Consider the following 13307-nt stretch of genomic DNA (forward strand, 5'->3'; position numbering starts at 1 on the left):
TAAAGTAACGAAGTAAATTAATGAGTATAATTATTTTGCAAGTGCTGTAGAACTTGATAGAATATTTGCTAGAGAGGGGGAGGACATATGAGTGAACGACAAACTCGAAGTAGTCGTCATTTGCAGCCATCTCGTAATAAAAAGCTAGATAAACTATTGAATGTATTAATTGGTATTGTGGTTGTACTAATTATTATCACAGCAACGTATGTGTTTAAATGGCAAGGTGATGCAGAGCAAACAGTAAAAGATGAACCAACTCAAGAGGAAAAAGGCGATAACAAAGAAGAGGATAAAGAACCTACGAAAGAGGATGAAAAAGATCTCGCTGTAGAAGAAGATAAAACTTCAGAGGAAGAGGATAAATTAGAACCTGAAAAACCTCAGCAAGAACAAGGTTCACCAGAAGAATCAACTTCAGATAATCCCGAAGTTGAGAAAGTCATTACTAATAAAAATTGGCAACCAACACCTACAACCCAAACAGGCCAACATGTGTCTTCCTACGATTCGTCATCAGTAGACTGGTCTGAAAAAGTAGCGACAGTCACAAGTGTTACGGGCATTGATCAAAACAATATGATTATTTGGCGTATGCAAAATAATGGTGGCCCTAATTCTTCAATTGCCACAGTTTCAACAAAAGACAAATCTCAGATGTACCGTATAAGTATGGAATGGGTAGACAATGAAGGATGGTTGCCTGTAAAGCTTGAGCAACTGAATACATTAGAAGGCGCCTATTGACGAAAATCACTCTTTTGATTATTTTTAATAGAGTTGATAAAGAAGGGAAGTAACATTACATGAAGATTGCAGTAATTGGTGCAATGGAAGAGGAAGTAGAACTACTACGTGCATCATTAAACAATGCACAAAGTACAACCATTGCAGGCAGCGAGTATACAACAGGAACATATGAAGGCAAGGAAGTCGTGTTATTAAAAAGTGGTATTGGTAAAGTGAATGCGGCAATGTCCACTACCATTCTTTTACATGAATTTAAGCCGGATGTTGTTATTAATACAGGCTCTGCGGGTGGCTATGACGAAGCACTAGAGGTAGGTGCTGTAGTCATTTCTGATGAAGTTCGTCATCATGATGTTGATGTCACAATTTTTGGTTATGAAATTGGACAAATGGCAGGTATGCCAGCAGCTTATAAATCTGACGAGCGATTAATGAAAGTAGCTGAAGATGCTGTCAAGGCAGTTGGAGAGCATCAATATGGTATTGGTTTAATTTGCTCTGGAGATGCATTTATGAATGATCCTGAACGTGTAGAAGCAGTTCGTCGTCATTTTCCTCAAATGAAGGCGGTAGAAATGGAAGCGGCTGCGGTTGCGCAAGTTTGTTATCAATTTGCTACACCTTTTGTAGTTATTCGTGCATTATCAGATATAGCAGGTAAAGAATCAAACATTAGCTTTGATGAGTTTTTACCAGTTGCTGCAAAACATTCGACACAAGTTGTATTAAAAGCAATTGCTTCACTATAATACACAAAACGGTCAAAATGTGATGTTTCTTATGTGAGAAAAATCACAGTTAATGCATTGTAGAAATGCTACACTAGCTTTAATAAATCTCTTCATATTAGAATGGGAGGCATTCATGATGCTCTTATTAACAGTAGGTGTAGTGATTATTACAACTTTAATAGGTTCATTGATTACTGCAGAACTATCAGAATCAGCACATTAATATGACGGAAAAGCTCCTTTGCGACATGCCATGTCGCAAGGGGCTTTTTTTTATGCCATGGAATCGGCACAACTTACGCTAAAGATGCATTGAATTTTTCTAGTAAACATTTTACAATATATTACTCAATTGACTTTTGGTCGCGTTTGTACAATTGATAGAGTTTGATAAGTGCTCGTTTTTCAATACGAGATACATAGCTTCGAGAAATATTTAATCGGGCAGCTATTTCTTTTTGCGTGAGGGCATCTTGTTGATTTAAACCATAGCGAAGTGTCACAATTTCTAGTTCGCGTTCATCAAGCATATGCAAGTAATGATATAACTGGGCTACATGCTCTTTATGTTCGATTTTCTCAGTTGCACTCTCTTCATCACATTGGAGTAAATCACGAATTTGAAGCGCATTGCCATCTTTATCCGTCCCGATTGGCTCAAATAAAGAGACATCTTTCTGTACTTTTTTTTGTGTGCGTAGATGCATTAAAATTTCATTTTCAATACATCGTGCTGCATATGTGGCAAGCCTTGTTTTTTTGTCAGGGGTATAGCTTTCTACCGCTTTCATTAGCCCGATTGTCCCGATGGAAATATAATCATCAAGTTGTTCATGTTTTGGATGGAATTTTTTTACGACATGCGCGACGAGTCTCATATTGCGTTCTATTAGGTCCAGGCGTGCTTGCTCATCGCCACCTAAAAATCGTTCAATACAAGCAGCTTCCTCTTCTTTTGAAAAGGGTTTATGGAATGTTTGCCCCTTTAAGTAGCCAAGTAACGCTGGGATTTCAAGCCATAACTGCAACATTGATGTAAAAATTCCGCTCATTGAATGATTTCATCCTTTCCCCATTTTTCGACAGTATATGTTTCAAAGCAGGTGGAAATGAAAAAAGTGCAACAGCAATTGTGCTGTTACACTTTTTTTAGCGTAAATGTACTGATCATGAGTAAAGCTAAAATCGGGAAAAGAAAAAGATAAAATGCCGGATGGAACGTAGTGGCTACAAAATACGTTAAAGTTAAGAACGTACCTGCAGCTGTAATAGGTAAACCTGTGAAATAGCCATTTGCATCACTAATATTAAAGCGGGCTAATCGCATCGCACCACAGACGATAAACAGGACGGCCATCATCATGCCGACAAAACCAAAATCAACTAGAACAACTTCGTACATTAATAATGCAGGCGCCACGCCAAATGATATAATATCACTCATAGAATCTAATTGTTTACCTAACTCAGACACTTGTCCGAGTGCTCTAGCTACCTTACCATCATAGCGATCAAGAAGAGCTGCAATAAAGATAAACAAGACACTATAGCTATAGTATTCATGTAAAGTGGCCATAATAGCCGCGCCTCCAAAGGACATATTACTAATTGTAATGAAGTTAGCTGCGTGCGATTTCATTTTCTTAACCGTGGTATCCACCAACTTGTGATAAAAAAACAAGGGGGATCACTCCTTTGCACTTAAGATATTGTACCATTATACTTCGAATGCGAAAAAATTGACAGTCTAAATTAATGGATAGGGGATTTTACTGATGAAAGAAAAACTATATCAACGCTTGATAGAACTAACGAATGGTAAGCAATCCTCCCATCTTTTGCAAGCAATTGCAAAAGCCAAGTGGAGTAAACGTATAATTCCAAGCTACATGAAGGTATACGATATAAACCTTGAAGAAGTTTCAAAAAAACAACAACAATTTTCATGTTTACATGAATTTTTTACAAGAGAGCTTTTAGAAGATGCACGACCTATTGAAAATAATCCGACGGTTTATGCAAGTCCTGTAGATGCCAAAGTAGAATCCTTTGGAAGGATTGAATGGGATATGACGTTTCTCGTAAAGGGTAAGCCATATGCTTTAGAAGATTTACTTGGTAATTCAGCACGAGCTGCCCATTATGCAGACGGCCATTTTATTGTGTTCTATTTAAGTCCTGCCGATTATCATCGCATTCACAGTCCGATTGATGGGGAAGTATTACGACAGTATACGCTTGGTCAGAAATCTTATCCTGTGAATCAAATTGGTCTTACATACGGTAAAAAACCAATTTCTCATAATTACCGTTTAGTGACAGAGTTGAAAACTGCGCATGATCAGCAAGTAGCGTTTATAAAAGTGGGTGCTACCTTTGTAAACTCTATTGTGCTCACTAACAGGACAACAAAATGGCAGAAAGGCCAGGAAGTTGGTTATTTCTCATTTGGCTCAACAGTGGTTATGCTGTTTGAAAAGGATGCGATTGAGTTTACGGAAAATGTTGTACAGGGCAACCCAATTCGAATGGGTGAAGCCTTTGCAAATATGCTATAATGGTCGAATAATACGTTAAGATTAGGGGTCGCTATTTTGTATAATTTTTTATTACCAAACGAATTTGTGACGAATATTTTCGAAATTACACCTGAAAAGCTACAAGAATTAGGTATAAGAGGGATTATAACAGATCTAGATAATACCCTTGTGGAATGGGATCGTGCAGATGCAACAGAAGAACTGATCATTTGGTTGCGCATTATGAAGGAATCCGGTATTCGTGTTATTATTGCGTCAAATAATAATGAGACACGTGTCAAACACTTCGCTGAACCATTGGGTATTCCATATATTCATAAGGCAAAAAAACCATTGCGAAATGCTTTTTATAATGCCCTGATTCAATTAGGTTTGCGTCCTAATGAAGTAGTAATGGTAGGGGATCAACTCCTAACAGATGTAATGGGCGCGAATCGATTAGGCTTGCATACAGTGTTAGTAAAGCCTGTTGCACAATCTGATGGGCTTGTAACAAAATTGAATCGATTCATTGAACGTCGGGTGTTCAATGATTTGAAACGAAAAGGAATTATAACTTGGGAGGAACAAGAATGATTGAAATGCCAAATTGTATTGGCTGTGGTACAACAATTCAAACAGAAGATAAAACAGCAGTTGGGTATGCACCCCCATCATCTTTAGAAAAGGATGTGGTCATTTGCCAACGTTGCTTCCGTTTGAAAAATTACAATGAAATTCAACCAGTGTCATTAACAGATGACGACTTTTTACGCATTTTGAACGGCCTTGGTACACAGCAAGGCTTAATCGTAAAAATTGTTGATATTTTTGATTTTAATGGGAGCTGGCTACCTGGACTTCACCGTTTTGTAGGGAAAAATCCTGTGCTTTTGATTGCTAACAAAGCTGATTTATTACCGAAATCGGTAAAACCAAAAAAAGTTATCAATTGGCTTAAACGCGAAGCAAAAGCTCTAGGACTTCAGCCTGTTGATGTGCTGTTAGTAAGTGCCCATAAAGGTATGGGAATGGCTGAAGCAATGGAAGCCATTGATGAATACCGACAAGGTCAAAATGTTTATGTTGTGGGCTGTACCAATGTCGGAAAATCCACATTCATTAACCGTATTATTAAGCAGGCAACAGGGGAAGGCGAAGTTATTACAACCTCACATTTCCCAGGTACTACTTTAGATATGATTGAAATTCCATTAGATGATGGTAGTGCATTATATGATACACCTGGTATTATTAATCATCACCAAATGGCCCATCATATTGATTCAAGTGAATTAAAGTATATTATGCCGAAAAAAGAAATCAAGCCGAAAGTCTACCAGCAAAATCCTGGACAAACCTTATTTATTGGGGCATTGGCGAGATTTGATTTTATTCAAGGTGATCGATCTGCCTTTACGATTCATGTGGCAAACGATTTACCAATTCATCGGACAAAGCTTGAAAAGGCAGATATGTTGTATGCAGAACATAAGGGAGAACTACTTGCGCCGCCGACTGCGGACTTTATTGACCAACTTCCGCCGTTAGTTCGTCATGAGTTCTCAATAAAAGAAGCTAAAACAGATGTTGTATTTTCTGGGCTAGGCTGGATTACCATACAGCATGCTAATGTCGTAGTAGCAGCATATGCCCCGAAAGGTGTACAAGTTTCAATTCGTCCTTCACTTATTTAAGCTGAGGGATGAAGGAGAGAAGAGGGACTAGGAAATGAAGAAGTGGTTTGCAGTGATTGGTGATCCAATTGAACATTCAAAATCACCGGCCATGCATAATGTTTGGTTTGAGGAAACGTCCATTGATGCGACATATATTCCGATACATGTATCTTCTGAGCAATTAGAGTCAGCGGTTGCTGGCTTGAAAACTTTAGGGGCAAGTGGCTGGAATGTGACAATACCTCATAAAACAGCAATCATTCCCTATTTAGATGAGCTAGATGAGTTAGCGCTAAAAATGGGAGCAGTGAATACAGTAGTACGAACAACAGAAGGAAAGCTGAAAGGCTATAATACAGATGGAATTGGTTTTGTTCGTTCACTAGAGGAAGCAGTAGGTTCGTCTCATAAAGACAAGCCAGTGTTACTTGTTGGTGCTGGTGGCGCTGCTCGCGGTATAGCCTTTGCCATGTGGCAGCAAGGCTATAACCACATGACCATTGCTAATCGTACCGTAGCCAATGCACAAGCTATTGTGGATGAGATGGGTATGGGCTGTGCAATTTCATTAAAGGAAGCGGAAGAAACATTAGCTGATTTCAGCATTATTGTGCAAATGACATCGGCAGGCCTTGCTACGGGCAATTTTTCAATGCCGTTTTCCTTAAATCGGCTTACGAAAGGAGCAATTGTTGCGGATATTGTGTATAATCCATTAATGACGCCTTTTTTACAAGCGGCTGAAGAAAAAGGGGCAACGATTGTTACAGGTTTAGGAATGTTTGTGCATCAAGGAGCAATTGCTTTTGAGCACTGGTTAGGAAACTATCCAAATACAAATTCAATGATTGCGCAGTTAAAGGCGCAATTAGGAGGAAACTAATTTTTATGTTAACAGGTAAACAAAAACGTTTTTTACGTGCAGAAGCACACCATTTAACACCAATTTTCCAAGTAGGAAAAGGTGGCGTAAATGATGAAATGACTAAGCAAATTCGTGAGGCTTTAGAAGTACGTGAACTGATTAAAGTGCGTATTTTAGATAATTGTGAAGAAGATAAACATGAAGTGGCAGAAGCACTTGCAACAGGTGCACATGCAGAGCTTGTCCAATTAATCGGCCTTACAGTTGTTTTATATAAAGAGTCACGCAATCAAAAAAAGATTGTATTACCAAAAGCAACGAAATAAGGTGAGACGATGAAAAGGGTCGGTTTACTAGGCGGCACGTTCAATCCTCCGCATATGGGGCATTTAATGATGGCAAATGAGGTATTTCATGCATTGCAACTTGATGAAATCCGCTTTATGCCAAATGCCATACCACCACATAAGCAAGCACGTTTTGATGCCAGTAATGTCGAACGCCTTGAAATGGTCAAACGTGCGATTCGTCCATTTTCTTATTTTTCAGTAGAGTCGTATGAGGTTGACAAGGGTGGCGTATCCTATTCCTATGAGACACTTTCTGCATTGTGTAGAAGAGAACCTAATGTGAAATTCTACTTTATCATCGGTGGCGATATGATTGATTCGCTACACACATGGCATTGTATAGAGCAATTAGTGGAACTTGTACAATTTGTTGGCGTAAAGCGTCCAGGAACAGCAGCAATTACAGAGTACCCTATACTTATGGTGGAGGTGCCTCAAATCGATTTATCGTCCACACTGGTTCGTGAACGCCTTGCGACTGGAGGAACGGTGACATTTTTACTACCAATAGCGGTAGAGACGTTCATACGAGAGGAAGGTCTTTATGGAACGCGAACAGTATTTAGCGGCGATTAAGCCCAGAATGCCGGAAAAACGTTATATTCATACAATTGGTGTAATGGAAACGGCCATCGATCTAGCACGAAAGTACGGCGAGGATGAGAAAAAAGCTGAGATAGCTGCAATCCTTCATGATATTGCTAAATATGCAGATATGGAGTGGATGGAGAACATCGTCCGAGCTGAAAAATTAGATGCCCGACTCATTGGCTGGGGTAGTGAATTACTGCATGGCCCAGTTGGTGCATATATTGTAGAAAGCGAATTTGGCATCAATGATGAGGAGTTGTTGAATGCTATTCGTTTCCATACAACAGGGCGACCTGGTATGAGTCGTTTAGAAAAAATCATTTTTGTCGCAGATATGATTGAACCGAATCGTCAATTTGATGGTGTGGAGCGTCTACGCAAAAAAGCGCAAAAAAATTTGGATAAGGCAATGAGTGCGTGTGTCCGTCATACATTGGCATTTTTAATAGACACAAAGCAGCCTATTTATCCATTATCAATAGAATGTTATAACGATATGATGAACAGAGAGGATAGTGAAGGATGACTTCAACTTTATTACAAGCAGCGTACAAAGCAATTGACGACAAACATGGTGAGGATATTGTCGTTTTAAATATGCAAGGAATTTCCCTTTTAGCAGATTATTTTATCATTGCACATGGTAACTCAGATCGTCAGGTGCAAGCGATTGCACGTGAATTACAAGATGTAGCTGAAAAAGATGGCTATGAAATTCGCCGTGTCGAAGGTTTTGATGGAGCTCGTTGGGTTCTTGTAGACTTAGGAGATGTAGTAGCACACGTATTCCATAAAGATGAGCGTGCTTATTATAATTTAGAGCGTCTATGGGGCGATGCACCACAATTAGACATGCCAGAGGCCTAAGTGAGTAGTTACGAGCGCTTCGCCCATGTCTATGATGAGCTACAAACGGATATTCCTTACAATCTTTATGTAGATTGGGTTGTACAGCATGCACCAAGTAGCCAATACAAAACGCTATTAGACATTGGTTGTGGCACTGGTGTGCTTAGCTTGTTATTTGCACAGGCTGGCTACAAAATCAGCGGTGTTGATTTATCAGAAGAGATGCTTTCCTTTGCGACTGAGCGTTTTGCTGATGCAGGATACGATGCCCCGTTTTATTGTATGTCCATGGATGAACTTGATGGCTTTGAGGCAGTAGACGTGGTCACAATTGCCATTGATTCTCTGAATTATGTTGTAGAGGAGCAAGCAGTCTATTCGACATTAGAACGGATTTATCAAGCATTACGTGATGGTGGCCAGCTGTTTTTTGACGTCCACTCTCTATTTAAGATGACGGAGATCTTTTTAGATGGTCCATTTACGTATGACAATGGTGACATTAGTTATGTATGGCATACAGAGGCCGGAGATTTAGAGCACTCCATTATCCATCAAATGACTTTTTATGTGCGTGATGCTGCAAGTGATTTATATGAACGTTTTGATGAGGAGCATATTCAACGTACGTTTCCTATCGAACAATATATGACTTGGCTTCACGCCATTGGCTTTAGTGATGTGGAAGTCACAGCAGACTTTAATGACGGAGCACCTGAATATGAAAGTGAACGCATTTTTATTCGTGCGGTGAAATAAATATAGAGAAGTGCCACACTGCCTATCGACAGTGTGGCTTTTTGTAGTAGAACAGATGGATAGAGTAGCTGAAGTGATGGATAGAACAGTTGAACAGACGGATAGAATAGCCAAAGTGATGGATAAAACGTTTTTCGCTATCGTTATCGGTTATAGGTTTTCAATAAGTGGGTGATAGTGTATGATGAATTTACCTCCATATGATTCCCTTTTGCATTGAAAGGATGGTACTATGTTGCAATCTTTATGGCAAAAGTACAAAAAAAGTATGTTAATCCCTAGCATACTAGTAATCAGTGGACTACTTTTTTACTTCTATTTTTCGAATTCTGACTCTTCACATCCCCAAGAAGAGCTCATCGAAACCATCCAACCTATTGAAGAAATAAATTTAATTGAATCTGCTGAGGAAGCGGTCCAACAGCAGGTATTTGTTGATATAAAGGGTGCTGTTATGTATCCGGGCGTTTATGAGCTTCAGTCAGACCAACGTATTATCGATGCTGTTCAGCTTGCAGGTGGTTATATGGAGAATGCAGATACTCAGTACGTCAATCATGCACAAAAGGTACAGGACGAAATGGTGATTTATATTCCCATAAAAGGTGAACAGCTTGGAGATGTATCCACTAATCTTTTAATGTTGCCTACGGAAAGTCAAAATAAGGAACAAAAGATTAATATCAACATAGCTGATGTGGAGACTCTTACAACGCTACCAGGAATCGGCCCCTCAAAAGCGCAAAGTATTCTTAGCTATCGGGAGGAAAACGGACGCTTTCAAACCATTGATGATTTAAGAAATGTTAGTGGTATTGGTGATAAAACATTTGAGAAGTTAAAGGACTCTATTACCGTTAAGTAAACCTTGTAGCTTCTGAGATATTGACGCCCCTTTTCCAAAAGGGCTACACTATAGTAGAAAAGCAACAAAATATTAAACTTGTAAGGCATAATTTTGGAGGTAGTCATATGGAGCGAATTACTTGGGATCAATTTTTTATGGCACAAAGCCATTTACTCGCATTGCGCAGTACATGTACAAGACTAGCAGTAGGAGCAACCGTTGTCCGTGATAAACGAATCATTGCAGGGGGATATAACGGCTCTATAACAGGGGATGAGCATTGTATCGAAAAAGGTTGTTATGTGGTAGACAACCATTGTGTACGTACGGTCCATGCTGAAATGAATGCGTTACTACAATGTGCTAAATATGGTACACCAACAAAAGGTGCAGATTTATATGTGACTCATTTCCCATGTCTCCCTTGTACAAAATCTATTATTCAAGCAGGCATTGAACGTGTTTATTATGCTACTGATTATAAAAATAATTCATTTGCACAGGAACTATTTGAAAAAGCAGGTGTGACAGTTGTTCATGTGCCATTTGATGAACGGAAAATCGATTTTTTACGCGATGAAAAACTAGCCTTGTATACAGAGATGCTTCATGAGCTTCGCGAGAACGGATTGCCAGCCGAAAAATTGCTTCCGTATGAACAGAAGGTGAGTGCATTATTTGGTATAAAGCTTTAAGACATAAATGGATTTATGTAGCGCTTGCTGTCCTTATAGCTTCCGTAGCGGCCCACAAGGCGGCATTGCTACTCGTATTATTACTTCTTTTAGCCCTGTGGCTCATCTTAAAGGGTGAGTCACGATTTTTAGCTACGATTGTGTTGACTAGTGGCTTATTATCGCATTTTTTTCTTGCCACTCAGTTGATGGAACCCTCCCCTCTACCGTCATCTTTCCCTTTAACTTGGTCAAGCGACTATAAAATAAGCGGTCAAAAGCTCCGCGGATTTGCTACAACAACAAACGGTCAAAAGTTATATGCAGTGTATACGTTTTCTTCAGAACAAGAAAAAGTTTATTATGAACATACATCCATAACGGGGATGACGTATCTTGCAAAAGGTGAGCTTATGGCTCCTTCTCCGGCAGCCCACGAATATGCCTTTTCCATGTCGAATTATTTAACGAGTAAGGGAGCAATGGGTATTGTTGAAATCACGAGTTGGACCTACATTGAAAAGCAAAATTCCCCCTCCGTATTTCTCGCTAAAATAAGATACCAGATGAAAAGGCATATCGAGATGACATTTCCAAAGTCACTAGTAGCAGAGGCTCAAGCCCTTCTTATTGGGGTGCAGGATCAAATGGATGACGAGCTGCAACGCGCCTATCAAAAGCTAGGTATAACTCATTTATTTGCAATCTCTGGCTTACATGTGGCGCTGCTGTCATGGCTATTTTTTGAAGGATTACTTCGAATAGGTATTCGCAAAGAAATGGCCACAATTGCCTTGCTGATCTTCCTACCTATATACGGCGTAATTGCAGGGGGGGCACCTTCCGTATGGCGAGCGGTTTCGGTAGTGGAAATCATGATGTTGTTACGTTATTTGAAATGGAAGCTGTCAATCGATGATGCACTCCCTATTAGCTTTGTAGGCTTTGTTTTACTTGAACCAGGCGTAATTTATCAAATTGGTTTCCAACTGTCCTATTTAGCAACCGCTAGTATTATTTATTCTAGTATTATTTTAAAACAGACGAGCAACTGGTTGTCACGTTCTTTTTTTGTCACATTCGTATGTCAGCTTCTCGTTTATCCTTTATTACTTCATCATTTTTACGAACTATCCATCTCCTCGTTTTTAGTAAATATTATCTTCGTTCCATTGTTTTCATTCATTATTTTACCTTTTAATATTGTGGTATTTGTTCTAACCTATATTTCTTTGCCACTAGCAAACTTGTTCTTTGCTGGTTACGAGCCGCTCCGTAATGCGCTTACTGCTGTGATTTTTTATATACAAGAGCTACCTTTTCAATTATGGTCACCAGGTAAACCCTCCATTTGGCTGAGTTGTTTAGCAATGCTAAGTGTTCTCTTATGTCTTTATTTCCTAGAAACAAGACGTTTTGGGAAGGCGCTTGTTGTGTTAGTCATCCCAGCCGTCTGGATTCATCTTTACCCCATGCTGTATAGCGACACAAAGATAACGTTTTTAAATGTAGGGCAGGGAGATTGCACTGTTATTGAATTACCATTTAGGGACGCTGTATACGTCATTGATACGGGTGGTCTTTTGCGCTTTGAGCAAGAGCAATGGAAGAAATCAGATAGAATTTACGAGATAGGGAAACAAGTTGTAGTCCCATTCCTAAAAGGAAAGGGGATACGAACCATCGATATTTTAATTGTCACTCATGCGGACGCTGATCATGTAGAAGGAGCGGAAGAAGTTTTACAAGAGATTGGGATGAAAGAAATTCACGTTACACCTGGTTCATTGGATCAGCCAATTATGAGGGATTTATTAATGGAAGCGAAAAAGCACAATGTTCCCATAAAAGAAAAGATGAGGGGCACTGCTTGGCAGAAAGGTGAGACAAGCTTTTATTATTTATGGCCCCATGATACCCATTACGAAGGAAATGATGATTCCCTTGTTTTATACATGCAACAGAAGGCGTTTAGAGCGTTATTTACAGGTGATTTAGAGAAGTATGGTGAACAACAGCTAATATTGCATTATGGACCTCTATTAGCGAATATAACACTCCTGAAGGCGGGTCATCATGGCAGTAAGACATCTAGTATCGAATCATTTGTAGAGCTCCTACAGCCCCGATTAACGGTTTTCAGTGCTGGGCTTCAAAATCGTTATGGTCACCCACATGAAGAGGTAGTTGAGCGATTTGCTAGTAGGAATTTAAATACTTTGACAACAGGGTTGGATGGGACCATTGAAGTTCGTATTCAGGGTAATCGTTGGATAGTTAGAGCAAAAGAAAAAGACCTTGTCCAATGACCAAGGTCTTTTGCCTTCGTATTTAAGTCTGATTACTTTGATACGAACTCTACTATTGTCGCGATAATAAACATTAGTGTGAAAACGCCAAACGATACACCGAAACCAACACCTGAATCGATAGCATCGTTACGTCGACATTGTATGTTTTTTCCTTCAAATGGATTCATTGTTATCCCTCCAATTCTGTTATTTATTATAAGACAACATGTACATAAAAGCTATATCGAAAAGGAGAATTCCCCGTCTGGCAAGGAATCGACACAATTCGGTCAAACTCACTTATGGATATTCATGACACCTTGGTTATCGCTCGACTGGAACTTGATCTTGGATTTGTATGCCAATTGTATAGGAAATGAACGCCATTAAGCATGGCACCTA

The 13307-nt window shown here is 39.4% G+C and carries 17 protein-coding genes; 14 read left to right on the forward strand and 3 right to left on the reverse strand.

What is annotated here, in order from left to right; genetic code table 11:
* Positions 1–87 precede the first annotated feature (87 nt).
* Both AO843_RS00750 and mtnN read left to right on the forward strand, forming a co-directional pair.
* On the forward strand, positions 88–747 hold the full coding sequence (locus AO843_RS00750) for a YrrS family protein (protein WP_054609250.1): 660 nt from the start codon (positions 88–90) through the stop codon (positions 745–747).
* Between the two features lie 59 nt (positions 748–806).
* A complete protein-coding gene (gene mtnN / locus AO843_RS00755; RefSeq protein ID WP_054609251.1) occupies positions 807–1499 on the forward strand; it encodes a 5'-methylthioadenosine/S-adenosylhomocysteine nucleosidase in 693 nt (230 codons plus the stop codon).
* A gap of 326 nt (positions 1500–1825) precedes the next feature.
* On the opposite strand, the gene sigK is transcribed toward mtnN, so the two are convergent.
* A complete protein-coding gene (gene sigK / locus AO843_RS00765; protein WP_008180932.1) occupies positions 1826–2533 on the reverse strand; it encodes an RNA polymerase sporulation sigma factor SigK in 708 nt (235 codons plus the stop codon).
* Positions 2534–2619: 86 nt separating this feature from the next.
* Positions 2620–3120: a CDP-diacylglycerol--serine O-phosphatidyltransferase gene (gene pssA / locus AO843_RS00770; protein WP_054609393.1), complete on the reverse strand. Its 501-nt coding sequence runs from the start codon at positions 3118–3120 to the stop codon at positions 2620–2622.
* Between the two features lie 136 nt (positions 3121–3256).
* Here pssA and AO843_RS00775 point away from each other — a divergent pair, with 136 nt between their 5' ends.
* The 12 genes from AO843_RS00775 (at position 3257) to AO843_RS00830 (ending at position 12923) form a co-directional block, all read left to right on the forward strand.
* Complete coding sequence (locus AO843_RS00775) at positions 3257–4039, forward strand: phosphatidylserine decarboxylase (protein WP_054609253.1); 783 nt, start codon at positions 3257–3259, stop codon at positions 4037–4039.
* A gap of 36 nt (positions 4040–4075) precedes the next feature.
* Complete coding sequence (locus tag AO843_RS00780) at positions 4076–4597, forward strand: YqeG family HAD IIIA-type phosphatase (protein WP_054609254.1); 522 nt, start codon at positions 4076–4078, stop codon at positions 4595–4597.
* Positions 4594–5697: a ribosome biogenesis GTPase YqeH gene (yqeH, locus tag AO843_RS00785; protein ID WP_054609255.1), complete on the forward strand. Its 1104-nt coding sequence runs from the start codon at positions 4594–4596 to the stop codon at positions 5695–5697. Before AO843_RS00780 ends, yqeH begins: the two co-directional genes overlap by 4 nt.
* A 34-nt stretch (positions 5698–5731) precedes the next feature.
* The gene (gene aroE / locus AO843_RS00790) at positions 5732–6562 is read left to right on the forward strand and encodes a shikimate dehydrogenase (protein WP_054609256.1); all 831 of its coding nucleotides are present in this window, start codon (positions 5732–5734) and stop codon (positions 6560–6562) included.
* 5 nt (positions 6563–6567) lie between these two features.
* Positions 6568–6870, forward strand: a complete 303-nt coding sequence (gene yhbY, locus AO843_RS00795) for a ribosome assembly RNA-binding protein YhbY (protein WP_054609257.1) — start codon at positions 6568–6570, stop codon at positions 6868–6870.
* 9 nt (positions 6871–6879) lie between these two features.
* On the forward strand, positions 6880–7470 hold the full coding sequence (locus tag AO843_RS00800) for a nicotinate-nucleotide adenylyltransferase (protein ID WP_054609258.1): 591 nt from the start codon (positions 6880–6882) through the stop codon (positions 7468–7470).
* Complete coding sequence (gene yqeK / locus AO843_RS00805) at positions 7439–8011, forward strand: bis(5'-nucleosyl)-tetraphosphatase (symmetrical) YqeK (protein ID WP_054609259.1); 573 nt, start codon at positions 7439–7441, stop codon at positions 8009–8011. The genes AO843_RS00800 and yqeK overlap by 32 nt, the downstream gene beginning before the upstream one ends.
* Entirely contained in the window at positions 8008–8352 is a 345-nt protein-coding gene (rsfS, locus tag AO843_RS00810; protein WP_008180916.1) for a ribosome silencing factor, read from the forward strand. The genes yqeK and rsfS overlap by 4 nt, the downstream gene beginning before the upstream one ends.
* A complete protein-coding gene (locus tag AO843_RS00815) occupies positions 8353–9093 on the forward strand; it encodes a class I SAM-dependent DNA methyltransferase (protein ID WP_054609260.1) in 741 nt (246 codons plus the stop codon).
* A 232-nt stretch (positions 9094–9325) separates the two neighbouring features.
* The gene (locus AO843_RS00820) at positions 9326–9958 is read left to right on the forward strand and encodes a helix-hairpin-helix domain-containing protein (protein ID WP_054609261.1); all 633 of its coding nucleotides are present in this window, start codon (positions 9326–9328) and stop codon (positions 9956–9958) included.
* A gap of 107 nt (positions 9959–10065) precedes the next feature.
* Positions 10066–10635 carry a ComE operon protein 2 gene (locus AO843_RS00825; protein ID WP_054609262.1) on the forward strand — a complete coding sequence of 190 codons (570 nt, stop codon included), beginning with the start codon at positions 10066–10068 and terminating at the stop codon, positions 10633–10635.
* A 65-nt stretch (positions 10636–10700) separates the two neighbouring features.
* Positions 10701–12923 carry a DNA internalization-related competence protein ComEC/Rec2 gene (locus AO843_RS00830; protein ID WP_231630039.1) on the forward strand — a complete coding sequence of 741 codons (2223 nt, stop codon included), beginning with the start codon at positions 10701–10703 and terminating at the stop codon, positions 12921–12923.
* Positions 12924–12955: 32 nt separating this feature from the next.
* Here AO843_RS00830 and AO843_RS23865 read toward each other — a convergent pair whose 3' ends face one another.
* Positions 12956–13093 (reverse strand): YqzM family protein, encoded by a 138-nt coding sequence (locus AO843_RS23865; protein WP_082389351.1) that lies wholly within the window; start codon positions 13091–13093, stop codon positions 12956–12958.
* Between the last annotated feature and the right edge of the window lie 214 nt (positions 13094–13307).

Origin of the sequence: Lysinibacillus sp. ZYM-1 (assembly GCF_001308875.1) — a bacterium.
Classification (GTDB): domain Bacteria; phylum Bacillota; class Bacilli; order Bacillales_A; family Planococcaceae; genus Lysinibacillus.

Excerpts from the sequence above, each read along its gene's own strand:
- AO843_RS00750 (WP_054609250.1), top strand. The coding sequence starts at position 88 with ATGAGTGAACGACAAACTCGAAGTAGTCGTCATTTGCAGCCATCTCGT.
- mtnN (WP_054609251.1), top strand. The coding sequence starts at position 807 with ATGAAGATTGCAGTAATTGGTGCAATGGAAGAGGAAGTAGAACTACTA.
- sigK (WP_008180932.1), bottom strand. The coding sequence starts at position 2,533 with ATGAGCGGAATTTTTACATCAATGTTGCAGTTATGGCTTGAAATCCCA.
- pssA (WP_054609393.1), bottom strand. The coding sequence starts at position 3,120 with ATGAAATCGCACGCAGCTAACTTCATTACAATTAGTAATATGTCCTTT.
- AO843_RS00775 (WP_054609253.1), top strand. The coding sequence starts at position 3,257 with ATGAAAGAAAAACTATATCAACGCTTGATAGAACTAACGAATGGTAAG.
- yqeH (WP_054609255.1), top strand. The coding sequence starts at position 4,594 with ATGATTGAAATGCCAAATTGTATTGGCTGTGGTACAACAATTCAAACA.
- aroE (WP_054609256.1), top strand. The coding sequence starts at position 5,732 with ATGAAGAAGTGGTTTGCAGTGATTGGTGATCCAATTGAACATTCAAAA.
- yhbY (WP_054609257.1), top strand. The coding sequence starts at position 6,568 with ATGTTAACAGGTAAACAAAAACGTTTTTTACGTGCAGAAGCACACCAT.
- AO843_RS00800 (WP_054609258.1), top strand. The coding sequence starts at position 6,880 with ATGAAAAGGGTCGGTTTACTAGGCGGCACGTTCAATCCTCCGCATATG.
- yqeK (WP_054609259.1), top strand. The coding sequence starts at position 7,439 with ATGGAACGCGAACAGTATTTAGCGGCGATTAAGCCCAGAATGCCGGAA.
- rsfS (WP_008180916.1), top strand. The coding sequence starts at position 8,008 with ATGACTTCAACTTTATTACAAGCAGCGTACAAAGCAATTGACGACAAA.
- AO843_RS00820 (WP_054609261.1), top strand. The coding sequence starts at position 9,326 with ATGTTGCAATCTTTATGGCAAAAGTACAAAAAAAGTATGTTAATCCCT.
- AO843_RS00825 (WP_054609262.1), top strand. The coding sequence starts at position 10,066 with ATGGAGCGAATTACTTGGGATCAATTTTTTATGGCACAAAGCCATTTA.
- AO843_RS23865 (WP_082389351.1), bottom strand. The coding sequence starts at position 13,093 with ATGAATCCATTTGAAGGAAAAAACATACAATGTCGACGTAACGATGCT.